Source organism: Pseudobutyrivibrio sp. JW11 (genome assembly GCF_900115355.1).
Lineage (GTDB): Bacteria > Bacillota > Clostridia > Lachnospirales > Lachnospiraceae > Pseudobutyrivibrio > Pseudobutyrivibrio ruminis.
In genome coordinates, this window is sequence record NZ_FOWB01000020.1 from 1 (window position 1) to 13,444 (window position 13,444).

Annotated in this window: 15 protein-coding genes; 4 read left to right on the forward strand and 11 right to left on the reverse strand. The window is 37.7% G+C overall.

From position 1 onward, the window contains the following. On the reverse strand, positions 1-245 hold a 245-nt coding region (locus BM102_RS12940; RefSeq protein ID WP_242942940.1), incomplete at its 3' end, for a transposase. Between the two features lie 599 nt (positions 246-844). Beyond that, the gene (locus BM102_RS14380; RefSeq protein ID WP_177194975.1) at positions 845-994 is read right to left on the reverse strand and encodes a hypothetical protein; all 150 of its coding nucleotides are present in this window, start codon (positions 992-994) and stop codon (positions 845-847) included. Positions 995-1,358: 364 nt separating this feature from the next. On the opposite strand from BM102_RS14380, the gene BM102_RS12945 reads away from it, so the two are divergent. The 4 genes from BM102_RS12945 to BM102_RS12960 all read left to right on the forward strand — a co-directional run bounded on the left by BM102_RS12945 (position 1,359) and on the right by BM102_RS12960 (position 5,950). Beyond that, positions 1,359-1,742, forward strand: a complete 384-nt coding sequence (locus BM102_RS12945) for a hypothetical protein (protein ID WP_143085497.1) — start codon at positions 1,359-1,361, stop codon at positions 1,740-1,742. A gap of 104 nt (positions 1,743-1,846) precedes the next feature. Next, a complete protein-coding gene (locus tag BM102_RS12950) occupies positions 1,847-2,926 on the forward strand; it encodes an RND transporter family protein (RefSeq protein WP_090482567.1) in 1,080 nt (359 codons plus the stop codon). A gap of 15 nt (positions 2,927-2,941) precedes the next feature. Continuing rightward, positions 2,942-5,215 (forward strand): hypothetical protein, encoded by a 2,274-nt coding sequence (locus tag BM102_RS12955; RefSeq protein ID WP_090482570.1) that lies wholly within the window; start codon positions 2,942-2,944, stop codon positions 5,213-5,215. Between the two features lie 24 nt (positions 5,216-5,239). Then, on the forward strand, positions 5,240-5,950 hold the full coding sequence (locus BM102_RS12960) for a hypothetical protein (protein ID WP_090482573.1): 711 nt from the start codon (positions 5,240-5,242) through the stop codon (positions 5,948-5,950). A 40-nt stretch (positions 5,951-5,990) separates the two neighbouring features. On the opposite strand, the gene BM102_RS12965 is transcribed toward BM102_RS12960, so the two are convergent. The 9 genes from BM102_RS12965 to BM102_RS13000 all read right to left on the reverse strand — a co-directional run bounded on the left by BM102_RS12965 (position 5,991) and on the right by BM102_RS13000 (position 13,444). Then, positions 5,991-7,067: a GNAT family N-acetyltransferase gene (locus BM102_RS12965; RefSeq protein ID WP_090482576.1), complete on the reverse strand. Its 1,077-nt coding sequence runs from the start codon at positions 7,065-7,067 to the stop codon at positions 5,991-5,993. After that, positions 7,067-8,335, reverse strand: coding sequence for an ADP-ribosyltransferase (locus tag BM102_RS12970; RefSeq protein ID WP_090482578.1), 1,269 nt, complete (start codon positions 8,333-8,335; stop codon positions 7,067-7,069). Before BM102_RS12970 ends, BM102_RS12965 begins: the two co-directional genes overlap by 1 nt. A 27-nt stretch (positions 8,336-8,362) precedes the next feature. Continuing rightward, positions 8,363-9,160, reverse strand: coding sequence for an HAD hydrolase family protein (locus BM102_RS12975; RefSeq protein WP_090482582.1), 798 nt, complete (start codon positions 9,158-9,160; stop codon positions 8,363-8,365). A gap of 15 nt (positions 9,161-9,175) precedes the next feature. Beyond that, the gene (locus BM102_RS12980; RefSeq protein WP_090482584.1) at positions 9,176-10,126 is read right to left on the reverse strand and encodes a glycosyltransferase family 2 protein; all 951 of its coding nucleotides are present in this window, start codon (positions 10,124-10,126) and stop codon (positions 9,176-9,178) included. Between the two features lie 15 nt (positions 10,127-10,141). Next, positions 10,142-11,026: a glycosyltransferase family 2 protein gene (locus BM102_RS12985; RefSeq protein WP_090482587.1), complete on the reverse strand. Its 885-nt coding sequence runs from the start codon at positions 11,024-11,026 to the stop codon at positions 10,142-10,144. 16 nt (positions 11,027-11,042) lie between these two features. Next, positions 11,043-11,840: a DUF4422 domain-containing protein gene (locus BM102_RS12990; protein ID WP_242942941.1), complete on the reverse strand. Its 798-nt coding sequence runs from the start codon at positions 11,838-11,840 to the stop codon at positions 11,043-11,045. A 67-nt stretch (positions 11,841-11,907) separates the two neighbouring features. Further along, positions 11,908-12,045 carry a hypothetical protein gene (locus tag BM102_RS14385; protein WP_177175576.1) on the reverse strand — a complete coding sequence of 46 codons (138 nt, stop codon included), beginning with the start codon at positions 12,043-12,045 and terminating at the stop codon, positions 11,908-11,910. Positions 12,046-12,109: 64 nt separating this feature from the next. Continuing rightward, positions 12,110-13,195, reverse strand: coding sequence for a glycosyltransferase family 2 protein (locus BM102_RS12995; protein WP_090482590.1), 1,086 nt, complete (start codon positions 13,193-13,195; stop codon positions 12,110-12,112). Between the two features lie 105 nt (positions 13,196-13,300). Further along, positions 13,301-13,444, reverse strand: coding sequence for a FeoB-associated Cys-rich membrane protein (locus BM102_RS13000; RefSeq protein WP_044936922.1), 144 nt, complete (start codon positions 13,442-13,444; stop codon positions 13,301-13,303).

The following is a 13,444-nucleotide window of genomic DNA, read 5'->3' on the forward strand; positions in this document are numbered from 1 at the left end:
TGTCTTGGAACCTGTAATTCTATTTTTCCAATGCGTGTAGTTAAACTTCTGGTTCTTGTTCCATTTCGATAATCGGACCTTTCAGAAGTACGTTCATAGTTTTCGGCACCAAGTTGCTCGGATGATTCTGCTAAGAGAACTTGATTAAGTAAAGCTTCCATAAGCTTGCCAAATGCTTCATCCTTAGTTTCAGAGAAAAGTCCTACAAAAAAGTCATGATCCAATGTAAAATGTAATTGAGCCATAGTATTCATCCTTTCAATTATGTTTTGTGTGGTAACTTAATTTTAACTGAAAGATGAGCACTTGGCTCTTTTTATTAAATTTTTGAATTTACACCATTATATGGGCTTTATCGATGATACTGGTCTGAAGTATTTATTTCTTCTTTTTCTCGCGTTTAATACTTACATCTCTTAGTTTTTATAAGATTGTGTGGTTCAAAAGTATTAAAATCTGATTATTATAATTTTTAATACTTCAGCAATCACAATTTATAGACATATACACATTGCTGCCGTGTATTGTAATGATAGCCAAGTATTAATTTTCTAATTTCGATTATTCTAATACTTTTATCTATCCATCTTGTCATGATTTCTTGTTTCTCACGTATTAAAATATAATTTTTACTTCTTTTAATACTTTTGAAATTACAAGTGCCCCCTTTTCCTGGTATTTTTGCCACTTTTTAGTTAAGTATTTTTAAGTTTTATTTCCAGATCATTTAACAGCAATCCTATTCCACATCTCTTAAGATTATTTCGATAAATAGATTCATCTATTTTCTTGTCCTGCAAAGCAGGATTCTTGCTGACAATTTCATTTTTCTGTCAGCAAGAAGTCATAGATTTTTGTTTTTCCTCAGGAAATCAAGAGCCGGACACAGACCAATATTTTCTGAAAGAAAATGTTGCCCGCCAAGGCGGGTTCTTGTGGCTTTTTCCTTAAGCCGCACATATCCCACTCTGAAAAATTTTAAAATTTTTTTCATCCCACAACCCCTGTAAAAATAACGCCTCGCAGCATTCTGTTATAAATCACAAGCTAAAAATAAAAAAATTTCTTCTTGTAATTTTTCATTTCCCATGATATAGTCTCCAAGTATCTTTTGATACATCTTGGCGTTTCGCCAAATTTTTCTCAATCATTTTTAAATAGTGCAAAAATCTCAAATGAAAGGAGTTGATTGAATCCAAGAAGAAAAAAACAGAATACAAACAAAGCTTAATCAATTGAATAAGTTATTAAAGACTCTGCCAGAAGGAGATTTATCAATAGGACACTGTTCTAACTCAACAAAATGGTTTGTTACATATAATCATGAACAACACTATCTAAAGAAGAGCAATGTTGATTTGGCAAAGAAGCTTGCTTTAAAGAAATATGTAAAGCTTAAGATAAAAGCATTAGAAGCCTCTCTTGCTGAAATCAAGCTACATGAAATAAAAACAACAAAAGCTCAAGTAGCACTCAATAATCTTCTAAATGATAATGCTTATGTCGAACTACTCTCTGACTATTTCGGGAAACTAGATTCAGAGGCAACTGTTTGGGCTAATGCAGACTATCCCAAGAATACCAATTATCCAGAAAGCTTGGTTCATCCCACAGTTGGCGGGCTAATGGTTCGATCTAAATCAGAGTCTATGATTGCGATTGCTCTATCTGAGCAGCAAATTCCATTCAGATATGAAAACTTAATAAGATTATGTGCTATGCAAAAAATCAAATCTATCTAGGAGAAAATCTGATTGCTACTTTTGAAACTTCAGATTGTCCCCTGGACTATCAGTCTATCAACAATAAAATCAAACAATTTCTGAAATAAGGAGATACGAGTTATATGAAAAAGAAATTAAACGATACAAGGGACAACTATACCCTTTTACAGGACATTATTGACACTTATAGATATCCAGATGGCACCTTAAACAAGATTGCTATTTTCATTTCGACACTGGCACTTGTGCTTTTGATTACACTTGGGCATTTCATGATTTTAGGTATAAAAAATCTTCGTTCTATGAAGACTGTTTCAGCGTCAGAATTAACAGTGGATGAGATTCAGGAATACATCACTAATTCTTATCTTGATGCAATTGACGATTATACAGATGGCGACCTAAACCAGGAAGCAGCCAAAAGAAAGATCTTAAAATTCCTTGCAGAATATATCGAGTCTTCAAACGGTTTTACAACAGAGCAAAACCAGGCATTAGAAGAAATCATCAATCAATATCTTACGGAAAATGATATCTATTCTAATATACAAAGCAACAAGGATGCCATAGAAGACCTGACTAGTATAATTGAAAACAAATATGCAGAGAACAAGACTTACGTGGATCAGCTGATTCAATTGCTCCAGGCAGAATTAGATGAAAACACAACCACCGATGAGAAAGACCGCAAAGAATTAATCAGCGAAATCGAAAAGCTAAAAGCATACACCGATGGTCAATTAAATGAGCAGTCCGAAAATCTCACATCAATGATTGATGGGCTTCGCAGAACCTATCAGAATTCACTTGGCGCAGCAGATTATGCTCCAGGAAGCACTTATAACAAAGGCGCCTATGTCATTTACAACGAGCACCTTTATGTTTCTTTAAAAGACAACAACACTGCTTCCCCATCTGATTCTAGTGCATGGGAGCTTACCGATTTAGAGAAAATCATAAACAACTTGGAAAAATCTATTCACGAAGAAATGGAGTCCATGCATGATGAATTGAAGCTTTCTCAGGAGGAAGGGGATGCCATGCTTCAAGAAAACATGGATACCAAAGATAATGATTTACAGGAACAAATAGACAGGATAAACGATCGCATTTCCGATAATGAAACCTACTTTGAATTTGGTTACGATCCAATGACTAACTCCCATGGTTACTACGTCGGCAATGAGTTTAAGCCTTTTTAATATCAGGAGGAGTTAATGAAAAAAATGGTAAGAAATATCATCAACACGCTGCTGTCGTTGGTGATTGTATTTAGTGCGCTCTTTGGCACTTCTATAACTGCACGCGCAGAAGAAACAAAACAATTTATTCCTTTCAGATCTGACTACGTTAACTACTTATCCAAATATTCGTATAGCAAAAGTGATGTCACTCAGTACGTCTGGTTAAAGCTTTTTAAAGAGGAACTAAACTGGACCCCAGGCATGCCTTGGTATCATCCGCAGTTTTCAAGCTGGTCCAATCGATACTACAGCAACTACGTAAGCGCAACCGGGACAACCAAAAGTTCCCAGAATAAGCAGGTCACTTACAATCCTGAATTTGACACTTTCCTTTATCAAACTGTTATTAATAACCCTGAATTTGTCGTTAATTGGATAAACGAAAATCCAGCAGTGTTTACCCAATACACAAAAACTATCAAAGACCATCCTGTTTTTGCAAAATCTATTGTAGACCTGACAGCAGAAGGGAAATATCTTGGTGGCGGATTCAACTCTCCTACTAATGTATTTTTAATGGGCATCAATTCCACTTCAGATGATAAGCAAAATGCAAAATGGTCTGCCACATGCACCACTGCATCTACACATGATATAGATGTACTTCGTATATACGGTAATCAGTATTCAAAGCTAAATACCCCTCAAAAGGACTGGGTGCGCACATATATGCAGTGGATGGTAAATGACTATGTAGACCATGGAGCAGCCGCTATTGCAGCAAGAAATAATTCTGTAGAATTGTACAATCTTATTGCAGCATCCTATGAAGGCTTTGTTTCAGCAAAAGCTCAGGAATTCTTTAACTATGCTATTGGCAATAACGATGTGCATGTTGGTGACATTATCGTAAATGGAGCTGAAGGTTACAAAGTATCAAATCAACTATGGACAGGTGCTGAAGATGTAGCTCAAAACAACAATGATATGTATCTGATTTTCATGGTTTCCGATGCTGACTGCGATTACAAATCTGCTACCGACCTGGGTGATAACGACTATGATTGGCTGGCCTACAATATTTGCTTCGGCGGTGGATATTGGGCACGACTGCGCACTCTGGTTTCCGGTAACGGAACCACCTACGAGCAGATGCAGGATTGGCTTATGCGTTACTATCTTAAGCATCCTAATGCTTCTGGAGGATGGAGCATCAATAATGCAGTAGCAAGAGCCGGTCAGACTCACAATATTTATCACGATGGTAATATCAACGTTTCCGCTTGTAACAGCAAAGCCGGTGTTCGTCCCGGTGGTCATGTCGATCCATCATTTTGGTGCAGCGGTCACTGTGATGAAGCAAGCACCGTATTTAACAAACCAGTGGGTGTAGGTAGGATTAATCTTTCTAGCGGTTATCCTGGTGGTGCCGGCGGTGGACAGGGTTCCACATACCGTTGGAGAATTTATGATTCCAAAACGGGCCGTGTCATCTCCGAATCAGGGTGGACTGAAAATAGTTCTATCGTCCTTTCAAGCAGGGACACCTGGTCATCAACCATAGTTGTCGATTGTGGTGTAAAAATCTATCACGGTCACGGAAACCAGCGTACTAGCTATTCAGAGCATGTGGGTAGTGGCGAGTGCTATGGAACAAGCAATAATGGAAGACACAATTCTTTTGACGTAAACGGTACCTACGCTGATGTAAAAAGATGTATTAGATACGGCCATTCTTTTGCTGTTTCAGATTACAACTGGAATGCAGACCACACAAGCTGCACTTGCATAATGCGATGCGTAAACTGTGGTACTGCTCACAATATTATTGATGATTCTATTACTAACACATCATATGCCGATAGAATTGAATACACTGCAGACTTTGCTCTCACTACTGCTACTCCAAAAACTGACACTGTATTAAAAGGTTCTGGTGAAATCACTTTTACTGGCGCTGATTTAAGTGGTTCAGCCTCAGGAGTTGGAAAAGGCTCATGCTCACTTCCAGCAAGTAAAATTACAAAGGGACCAAAAGGCGTCACCATCAGTGCAAACGCTACAAAAACAAGCTATACCATTCTAAATAGGTATGGTGAAATTATAGACTCTGGCATCTTTAGTTCAAATGCCATCGATACACAGACAAAGTTTATTGATTTATCTTATTACGATGACAATCAATTGGAAGGATTATACGTCATCATAAATATGGAAGCCGAAAAACCTACTTACAACAGCAAAGATGTATATGTTGGCCAGGTCCCTGGAGACTACCGCGTAAACTACATTAAGTTCCACTATTAAATGATTAAATATTAGGAGTAAAACATGAAGAAAAAATTACTAACAGCCGTAGTATCTATTGCTATTCTATGGTTTAGTTTTCCAACGGAAAGCTTAGCTGCTGAAGAAAACACTACATCTACAGAAATTACTGAAATTACAGATGAAGAAAATAGTTATGACTCTGTAGAGGATACTGTAAATAATCAAACCGAATCCTCTGTGGAATCTGAAGATGAATCTAAGACTAAGTCTGAAGCCAAGGATGAATCTGCTGAAGAAGACACAGAAAACGCCGAAGAAGAAGTTAAGGAAGAAGCTGAAGAAACTGAGGACGAGGCTGAAGAAGTTGCTGACAAAGCCGAGGACGAAACCATTGAAACAGAAACAATACTAGAAACACATTCAGAAAATCACTGCACCATAATCGTTTCCTACACAAAGGAAGTATATGATGACCCATTTGCTCGTCTTGATACAACTGAATTATCACTGAAATCTACATATGAGCTAGTAGAAAGTCAATCCGCCGATGAGTTTATCCAAAACATTGAAAACGACGATATCAAAATGATTCTATCAAAGGTGGCCTTTGATGATGATTTTACAAATGGCTACAATATTTCAGCATCTATTGATGTAGATAATAATGTAACTATTAAATCCATCAAAAAAACTGAGAAAGAAGAGGTGGTTACTGAAGTAGAGGTGGAGGTCACCTCTACCAATGAAAGCGAGCCCCTCGACGAAGAGTAAACAAAAAAGGCCCTACCGTATATACGATAGGGTCTTAATTCTATTTAGCTTCAAAATAACTGCACTCCTCACCATCCAGCACTCGATCTGGTTTCTGGTAGAACTTCGCACATTCAAGAATTGAATCCTGACAATGCTTGCAGGATTTGCATACCATATTTTCTAAGGTGATTCCTTGGAAATGAAGATCCGAATGGAATCTTTCCTCTCCCTGCATAACCATTGCTGCTTCAAAATCCATAGCATATATCAATTGTTTGCCTGAATCTTTTGTAGAATCAAAAAGATTATCCAAAAGCTTGTCAGACGCTTCGTTTGCTGCCAGGAATGATACTTCCACATCTGCAGGATACTTCTCAGCTATAGCAGAGGCTGCAGCTGACAACAAATACATCAACTCCACTTTTTTAATATCATTACGAGGAACTTGATATACCAAAACGTTCTGTATAATATCCTCCTGCATCTCTTCAAAAAGAATACATGCAGTTATTTTTCCATCAATGACAGTAAATAAGCTAATATCTTCATCCAGATTATCTGGATTCAATCTATCTACAATCTCCTTTTTCTCGGAAAGGTCATATAAGAAATCACTGACGCTCTTTTTTGACATTTCTTTTAATGGCACTATTCTGTTGGAAGCAATTCTTTTATTTACCTTTTCTTTGACAGATGGAATATTTAAGTTTTCACTTTCCTTCAACTGCTTTACTGTTACAGTCTGAAATGCGCCTGTATCAAACTGCTCAAAACCAAGCTTTTCAAGTATTTTAGCTAGAGCAGCACTGCATTTGAACTCTGATGAAAAAGTTGCATAGAAAATAGTATCCATTGCCATGTCTGAGTCATAGAGAGTCATTGTTTTTTCCAATGCTCCTCGCAACAAATCAGTAGCTACCCCCTGGCCTTCGTACTTAGGATTAACTGCCAGGCTAAGTACTTCTATCATATCAGGCTTTGGATCAATAACTGCCATTCCTAGTAATTCCTTATCCTGAATAGCAATATAAAACCCATAGTCTGAAAATCCCTGTGAGCCTAAAACTGGCGGAAAAATATACTCCCCAAGAGACTCTGCTTGTTTTGATGAAATTGTTTTTATATCAAAATTCATTATGAAGCCTCCTTTAATTCACCATCTTCACTGGATGGTATTGTTGTCAGATAGATTTTCCAGCTACCCTCACTTCCATTTTCAAGTTTCGCGGAGCCATCAGTAACAGCTTTCACCATCTTGAATTTCGTACCCGGCTTTAATAATAATTCGCATTCTCCAAAATGTTTAGATGTGGTAGTTAGATTAATAGCTTGGGTTCCTTTCTTTGCGAGAATTATAAATTCTATACCTACTGGAGAATTATTAGAAGGATTATTAATACTATTTTCTCCTTCTGCCGTATACGAAGGGAGCACGAACGGTAAGGATGTACTTATAAACCCCTTGTCGCTCATAATAATTTCTTCTTCGGAATGAATCTTTTGTTCAAATGCATTTTTTATATCCTCATATGACATTTTATCTACGTTAGGTAAATTGAGCATATAACCAAGTGATTTTACCCCTTTTACACCACGGCGAACGACCAAATCCCTTCCGATTTTGTTTGACCTGATTAAATCACGTCCCTTTTTAGCATAGTTTTCAAATCCAGATATTGCTCCGAATCTAAGATAATTGTTCATTTTAACACAATGTTCAGTATAATCCGTATAAAAACCAAGTGCTGTCATTCCTTCCGACTTATTTATCCCTTGAACCTTAGCCTCATAAGCTGCCACGTCTAATTCCGCTCTTCGGAACTCGTTGCTTTTTTCTCTTTGATATGCTGCCTCAATGGAATCCGCATCTTCCTGTACATCTTGATAAACCCCAGCATTGTAATAACCGTTTATCTTTTCTTGAATTCTAACCTTTTCGTCTAGTACGAATAGTTTTCTATCAAGTCTTGATGCTTTTATTTCTTCGTCTTTAAGGTCCTTGAATTTTTTACCTTTATCGTAGACTTCTTTTCGGTTATCTCTTCTCTTTTTAAAATATTTTTTTACTTTTCTTCTATATTTATATTTTGAAAGGCGATTTTTGCTATTGTACTGCTCTTGAGTGATTACATCGAAAGCAGGAGCAGCATGCATATTATCTTTAATGCCTTTTATATCATCGTCAGTCATATCTATTTTGGTCTTATAGTAGTCAATAAGCCTTTGTGATTCCTCAGTTCCACCAAAATAAGACCGGTCAAACATATGCGCTTGATAATCATCCCCTTCATGAAGCTTTTTTTCATCTTTGTAAGCTTTGAAACTATTGTCAATCTCGTTATAATTATCATTTGCTACTTTGCGATCCATCTTCAGAATAGTTTCGCTATTTACAAAATCCATTCAAACCCCTCCCCACATTATAAAAATTTAGATTAGCCCAAAGTGTTTTAATCCATTGTATATACCATCATCGTCAAAGGCAGTTGTCACATAATCTGCTGTTGCCTTTGCACGTTCAGTACCGTTCCCCATTGCAATGCCTACAGCAGCTGCTGCAAGCATATCTAAATCATTCTCGCTATCACCGAATGCATATGTATTCTTTGGATTAATGCCTGCAAGCTCACATGCTTTCATCATGCCTGTCGCTTTGGTATGACCTATTGGCACCAACTCACAAACAGTGTCACTATGCTCAATGATTTGATAGTCCTTACGAAGTCTATCATAGCACTCTATTCTCATTTCCTCATCAACATCTGTTGCACATGACATTTTGTTGATTGTCCACTTTCCATAGTTGCTGTCGATTCCAAGCAAATTGCTTCCCATATCCCTGCGCAAAATATTGCCAAATCCATCATCCAAGCCAAACTCACGGTCTTCCATATACAACTGATTTGGACCTTCTAGAATAGGTCTAAATCCATATCCACGAATCAGTTCAACTGTTTCGATAGCTTTATCCACATCGATTAATTTTTCGTAAACTGTTTTTCCACCTATTTCAATATGACATCCACATGAACAAACAATTCCATCAAATCCCAGACTAAGCAAATCTGGATCCTGAATAAAAGATCTGGCTCTACCGCTGCAAATAAAAGCCAAATGTCCATTTTCTCTAAGCTGCTTTATTCCTTCTCTACAGCTATCTGGAATGAATTTATCGTAGTTCCAAAGTGTACCATCTATATCAAAAAATACTGCTGATTTCTCTGCCATTACATTTCCTCTATTCTATACCCAAAGTCTCATCCATAGATTATGCTTAGCTCGGGTAAAATTATGTCTGCGATAATAACTGATTCTATAAAGCTTTGGCTTTGAGCCTATATGGACAAAACCATTCAGCACTTTTAATTTGTCCTCAGGTATATCCTTTAGTCTAAGAATCTCCCTGGCAAAAACTCGCGCTTCATTTATAAAAGCCTTTTTCTTGCAAAGAAATCCATTTGCTATATCACCTGCATTGCGAGCCACCTTTTCAGATGTTGATTCCGTAACTGCACCCATAGTGTTGTGCCCTGTTTGACGGTAATAAACCATAGGCTCATCAATTGCATAAACTGTTCCAAATATGGATGCTATTTCAAGAAGCCACGCATCATGCATTGGCACATTTTCCCACTGAACACTGTCGCATGACACGGCTATATCTCTCAAAGCTCTATTAAAGCACATAGTTGTCCCTGCCGCTGGGTTGTCGATGATAATCTGAGTGTAGGCTATGTTCTTTGGGCTTCTGCCTAAGTATCGTATAAACGAATTATCAATTACATTAAGATTCTCATCCACAACTGTCATATCCGTAAATACGATAGCCGGCTTCCTCTCCATTTCTCCTGAGTCTATCTCTGTTTCAAGTAGCTTCTCTATGCTCTTCTCAACCTTATCGGGATACCAAACATCATCCTGATCGCAAAAGAAATAGTAGTCCGCTTCTACTTCAGACAATAAATACATGAAATTTGCTTTAGGACTTCCTGTCGGATGACCGTAAATTATTTCCAGTCTATCTGGATACTTATCCATGTATTCATTTAAAATATTGATAGTCTCGTCTGAAGAGCCATCGTCATGTGCAACTATTCGAAAGTCCTGATTTGTCTGTCCGAAAAGACTGTCCAGCTGAGCTCGCAAATACTTTGCCCCATTATATGTGGCAAGCAGAATTGCTACATCCTTCATTCCATATCTCCTAGATTATCTGTTAAAACCATACTTGGTTTTAGTCTCTCTCTTAAATTTAAGATTAAAAATAAATATTCCAAGATTTGCTAAAGAGCATCCAATTTTGCCAACCAGGCTACTCTTTCTAAACTGAGCTTTATATGTAATCATTTCGTGAAGAGTGATTATGTCTTCCTCTTTAAAATAATCACAATCGTAAAGTAATTCTATAAAATCGTATACCGAAGCATCAGTAGCTGACGTATCAGCTGAAATGTTTGCTCCAGTGTATTTATGAATGTATAAAGATTCTTTTAAGTAAGCTGCTCGCTTTCCTGCTGCAAGCATAAGAAGCCATAAATAATAATCATCTGCTCCATTTACTCTGACTAAATGCTCATTCCAAAATTCTGGAATCGCACTTTTCTTTATCAAACACTGTCCCGGTGAGATGATTTGAATTCCTACTTTGAGATATGTTTGCAAATCCCAAACTCTATTCCAATGGGCATCAGTTCTATACCATGACAAATATGAACCATCTGCCTGCTCCAGCTTCGCATTTGCGATAATCATATCGCAAGATTTTGAAGACAATGCGTCTACCATTTTTACAAGAGCATCTGCTTCAAGCAAATCATCTTGATCAAGGAACATAATATAATCCCCAGTCGATGACTTTAAGCCTGATACCCTACTATAGTGTATTCCCTTATTTTCCGGATTAGTTATAACGGAAAAATATTGGTTGTTAATTGACACTGCCTCTAGCTTTTTCCATGGGCTGTCATTTACAAGTACAACCTCCAAACTGTGACCTGCAGCCTCCAATGACTTACGATTTGCTTCCATGCAAGCCACATATTTTTCCATATATTTTTCCCCTTCATAGAAAGGGGTAATCACTGATATTTTCATTATTCTCGCCTCTAATTTACATGCTTGCTTTATATTTCTTTCCGAAAAATTTAGCCTGCAAAAATCCCATAATCTTCTTTGGCCAATTGATTGGTTCCATATCGATCACAGGGCATTCCACAATGGATAAACCTTCCTCCTGCTTTTTATCAATCCAAACATTAAAAAGAATTTCACTAACTCTTCCATAAAGTCGTGCTGAAAAAGCATCTAAAGATGTTGTATCTATCTTTTCTTCCATGCGGCCCAATATATCAAAAAGCCAAGTACAATACTCATCCAAGTCCGTCTTTGGCATGATGGCCATATTGAACATGTACCCCCATGACCTTGCATAAACCTTTACCAATGAGTTCATGTATTCTGGATAGCACTGACCTACAATTTCTTTTGCAATATCCAAATGAGCGCCATCCAAGGTATGAGCATAGTGAGTGTATAAGCTTTCGATATAGTAACGACGCTTCTTAGGCACTATCACATCTGCTCGTGTAAGAAGAGCCTTTGCCTCATCATGGGATAACACCGAATCAAAACATCCATGATGCTTTCTATATTTCTTTGACTTCAGTGAAAAGTATCGTCTGTAATGAACCAAGCCTATGGCATCTGCATCCATATTCTTCCATGCATAATAAAGACCAGTAAGCTCACAATAGTAGGGATTCTTTGCTGAGATATTATCTCCCTCATCGTCTCTTAAAATATTACCTATACTATCTTTGCCTGCCGCACCTACCTGCAGTGGAACATAGTCCTCACCTGCCGGTATCTGAAAAGGTTTGTGCATTGCAATAATAATTTTTATATCCAAATCTATCTCCTAATTAAAAGTATAGGGCACCATAAAGGTGCCCTAGCATAACCTGATTAAACGTGGCTTAAGACTCTTCCTCGTCCTCTTCATCGACGATTGCAGCTGCGGCTCCTGACACTGCAGAAACTACTGCTATAACTGCCACTATAACAACTAATAATATTAATACAAAAAAGAAAATTAAAAACCCTTGATCTGTCATCCTTAACCTCCTCTTCGAAACTTAGCTATATTATACCTTAGCCAATTGTTAAAAGCAAATCAGCCTATCTAAGCTGCTTAGCCCTATTAAACACTCCAGGGAAATGACTCTTTGTGTATTTCATAAGTCTGGCTCTTCTAAGAGCTGTTCCAAACATCCCCTCTGTAAGAGGTTTATACAAAAGCTTCAATGTCTTTGAATCCTCCGGCATATATCTGCGAAGATTCTGATACAGTTCTGTCTCTGCTTCTGCATTACACCACTTCAAAATATCGTCGGTCTTCACGCCTGATTCCAACTGACGAACCATTGCTGATTGGAAGCTTCTGAAGTATTCCTTTGAAAGAGTACCCAGCGCTTCGAAATCGCAGGTCTTCCATTTCTGTTGCTGGTCGTAAATTCTCTCGATACGAATCTTTTGGAGCTTAAAGTAGTCCTCGATTTCTCCACCTGTAAGACGAACCTGCCCCTGATTTCTATAGTGATATAAAACATCGTTTAACACAGTAAGCGATGTTGTGTAATCTAAAAAGTCACAGTTAAAAAGAATATCTTCTACATGCTTAATCTTTTGATATTGAAGATTATTCTCCTTAATGATGCTTGTCTTGTAGCATTTGTTCCAAGGATAACCAAGCATTGTAATGGCTTCCATCTGCATTGCCATTTTATGGATTGTTGCAGCATCACTTGTGGTAACCATATCATCATCGTAATCCATCATATCCAGGGTAATCCCCTTCATGAATTCGATTTTGCCGGCTGCATTTCTGTAGTCCTCAGTGAAGCTGAACACAAGCAAATCAACTGGATTTCTTTCCAGCGCTGCTGCACATACTCTAAGAAGATTTCTTTCATATAAATCATCTGGGTCCAGGAATAAAATATAGTCCCCAGTAGCATGCTCTATGCCTGTATTTCTAGCAGCAGATACTCCTTGATTTGTTTCATGCTTAACATAATAGAAGCGGTCATCACGCTCCATATATCCTCTAGCAATGTCTCCCGAAGAATCAGGAGAACAATCATCCACTATGATAACTTCGAAGTTGTCATAGGTCTGCATTTGAAGACAGCCAAGTGCATCACCAATATAATCGCCCACTCCGTATGTAGGCATTATTACGGAAAATTTGATTTCCTCGCTCATACTTCAAATAATACCAAAAAGCCCCATTGCGCGCAACATGTCTTAATTTTTTTAATCAATTAAAAAATCCCCCAGTCGATACTGACCGAGGGATTCGTATATACGTTAGTGACATCCACAGCTTCCGCCGCAGCTACCACAGTCTCCACCACATGCTGGATGTTCGCCACGCTTGCGGGCTTTGACCAATGAACGAACTATTGCTGCAACAATTGCAATTAATATAACTACTACTATGAATGTACCCAT

Excerpts from the sequence above, each read along its gene's own strand:
- BM102_RS14380 (WP_177194975.1), bottom strand. The coding sequence starts at position 994 with ATGAAAAAAATTTTAAAATTTTTCAGAGTGGGATATGTGCGGCTTAAG.
- BM102_RS12950 (WP_090482567.1), top strand. The coding sequence starts at position 1,847 with ATGAAAAAGAAATTAAACGATACAAGGGACAACTATACCCTTTTACAG.
- BM102_RS12955 (WP_090482570.1), top strand. The coding sequence starts at position 2,942 with ATGAAAAAAATGGTAAGAAATATCATCAACACGCTGCTGTCGTTGGTG.
- BM102_RS12960 (WP_090482573.1), top strand. The coding sequence starts at position 5,240 with ATGAAGAAAAAATTACTAACAGCCGTAGTATCTATTGCTATTCTATGG.
- BM102_RS12965 (WP_090482576.1), bottom strand. The coding sequence starts at position 7,067 with ATGAATTTTGATATAAAAACAATTTCATCAAAACAAGCAGAGTCTCTT.
- BM102_RS12970 (WP_090482578.1), bottom strand. The coding sequence starts at position 8,335 with ATGGATTTTGTAAATAGCGAAACTATTCTGAAGATGGATCGCAAAGTA.
- BM102_RS12975 (WP_090482582.1), bottom strand. The coding sequence starts at position 9,160 with ATGGCAGAGAAATCAGCAGTATTTTTTGATATAGATGGTACACTTTGG.
- BM102_RS12980 (WP_090482584.1), bottom strand. The coding sequence starts at position 10,126 with ATGAAGGATGTAGCAATTCTGCTTGCCACATATAATGGGGCAAAGTAT.
- BM102_RS12985 (WP_090482587.1), bottom strand. The coding sequence starts at position 11,026 with ATGAAAATATCAGTGATTACCCCTTTCTATGAAGGGGAAAAATATATG.
- BM102_RS14385 (WP_177175576.1), bottom strand. The coding sequence starts at position 12,045 with ATGACAGATCAAGGGTTTTTAATTTTCTTTTTTGTATTAATATTATTA.
- BM102_RS12995 (WP_090482590.1), bottom strand. The coding sequence starts at position 13,195 with ATGAGCGAGGAAATCAAATTTTCCGTAATAATGCCTACATACGGAGTG.
- BM102_RS13000 (WP_044936922.1), bottom strand. The coding sequence starts at position 13,444 with ATGGGTACATTCATAGTAGTAGTTATATTAATTGCAATTGTTGCAGCA.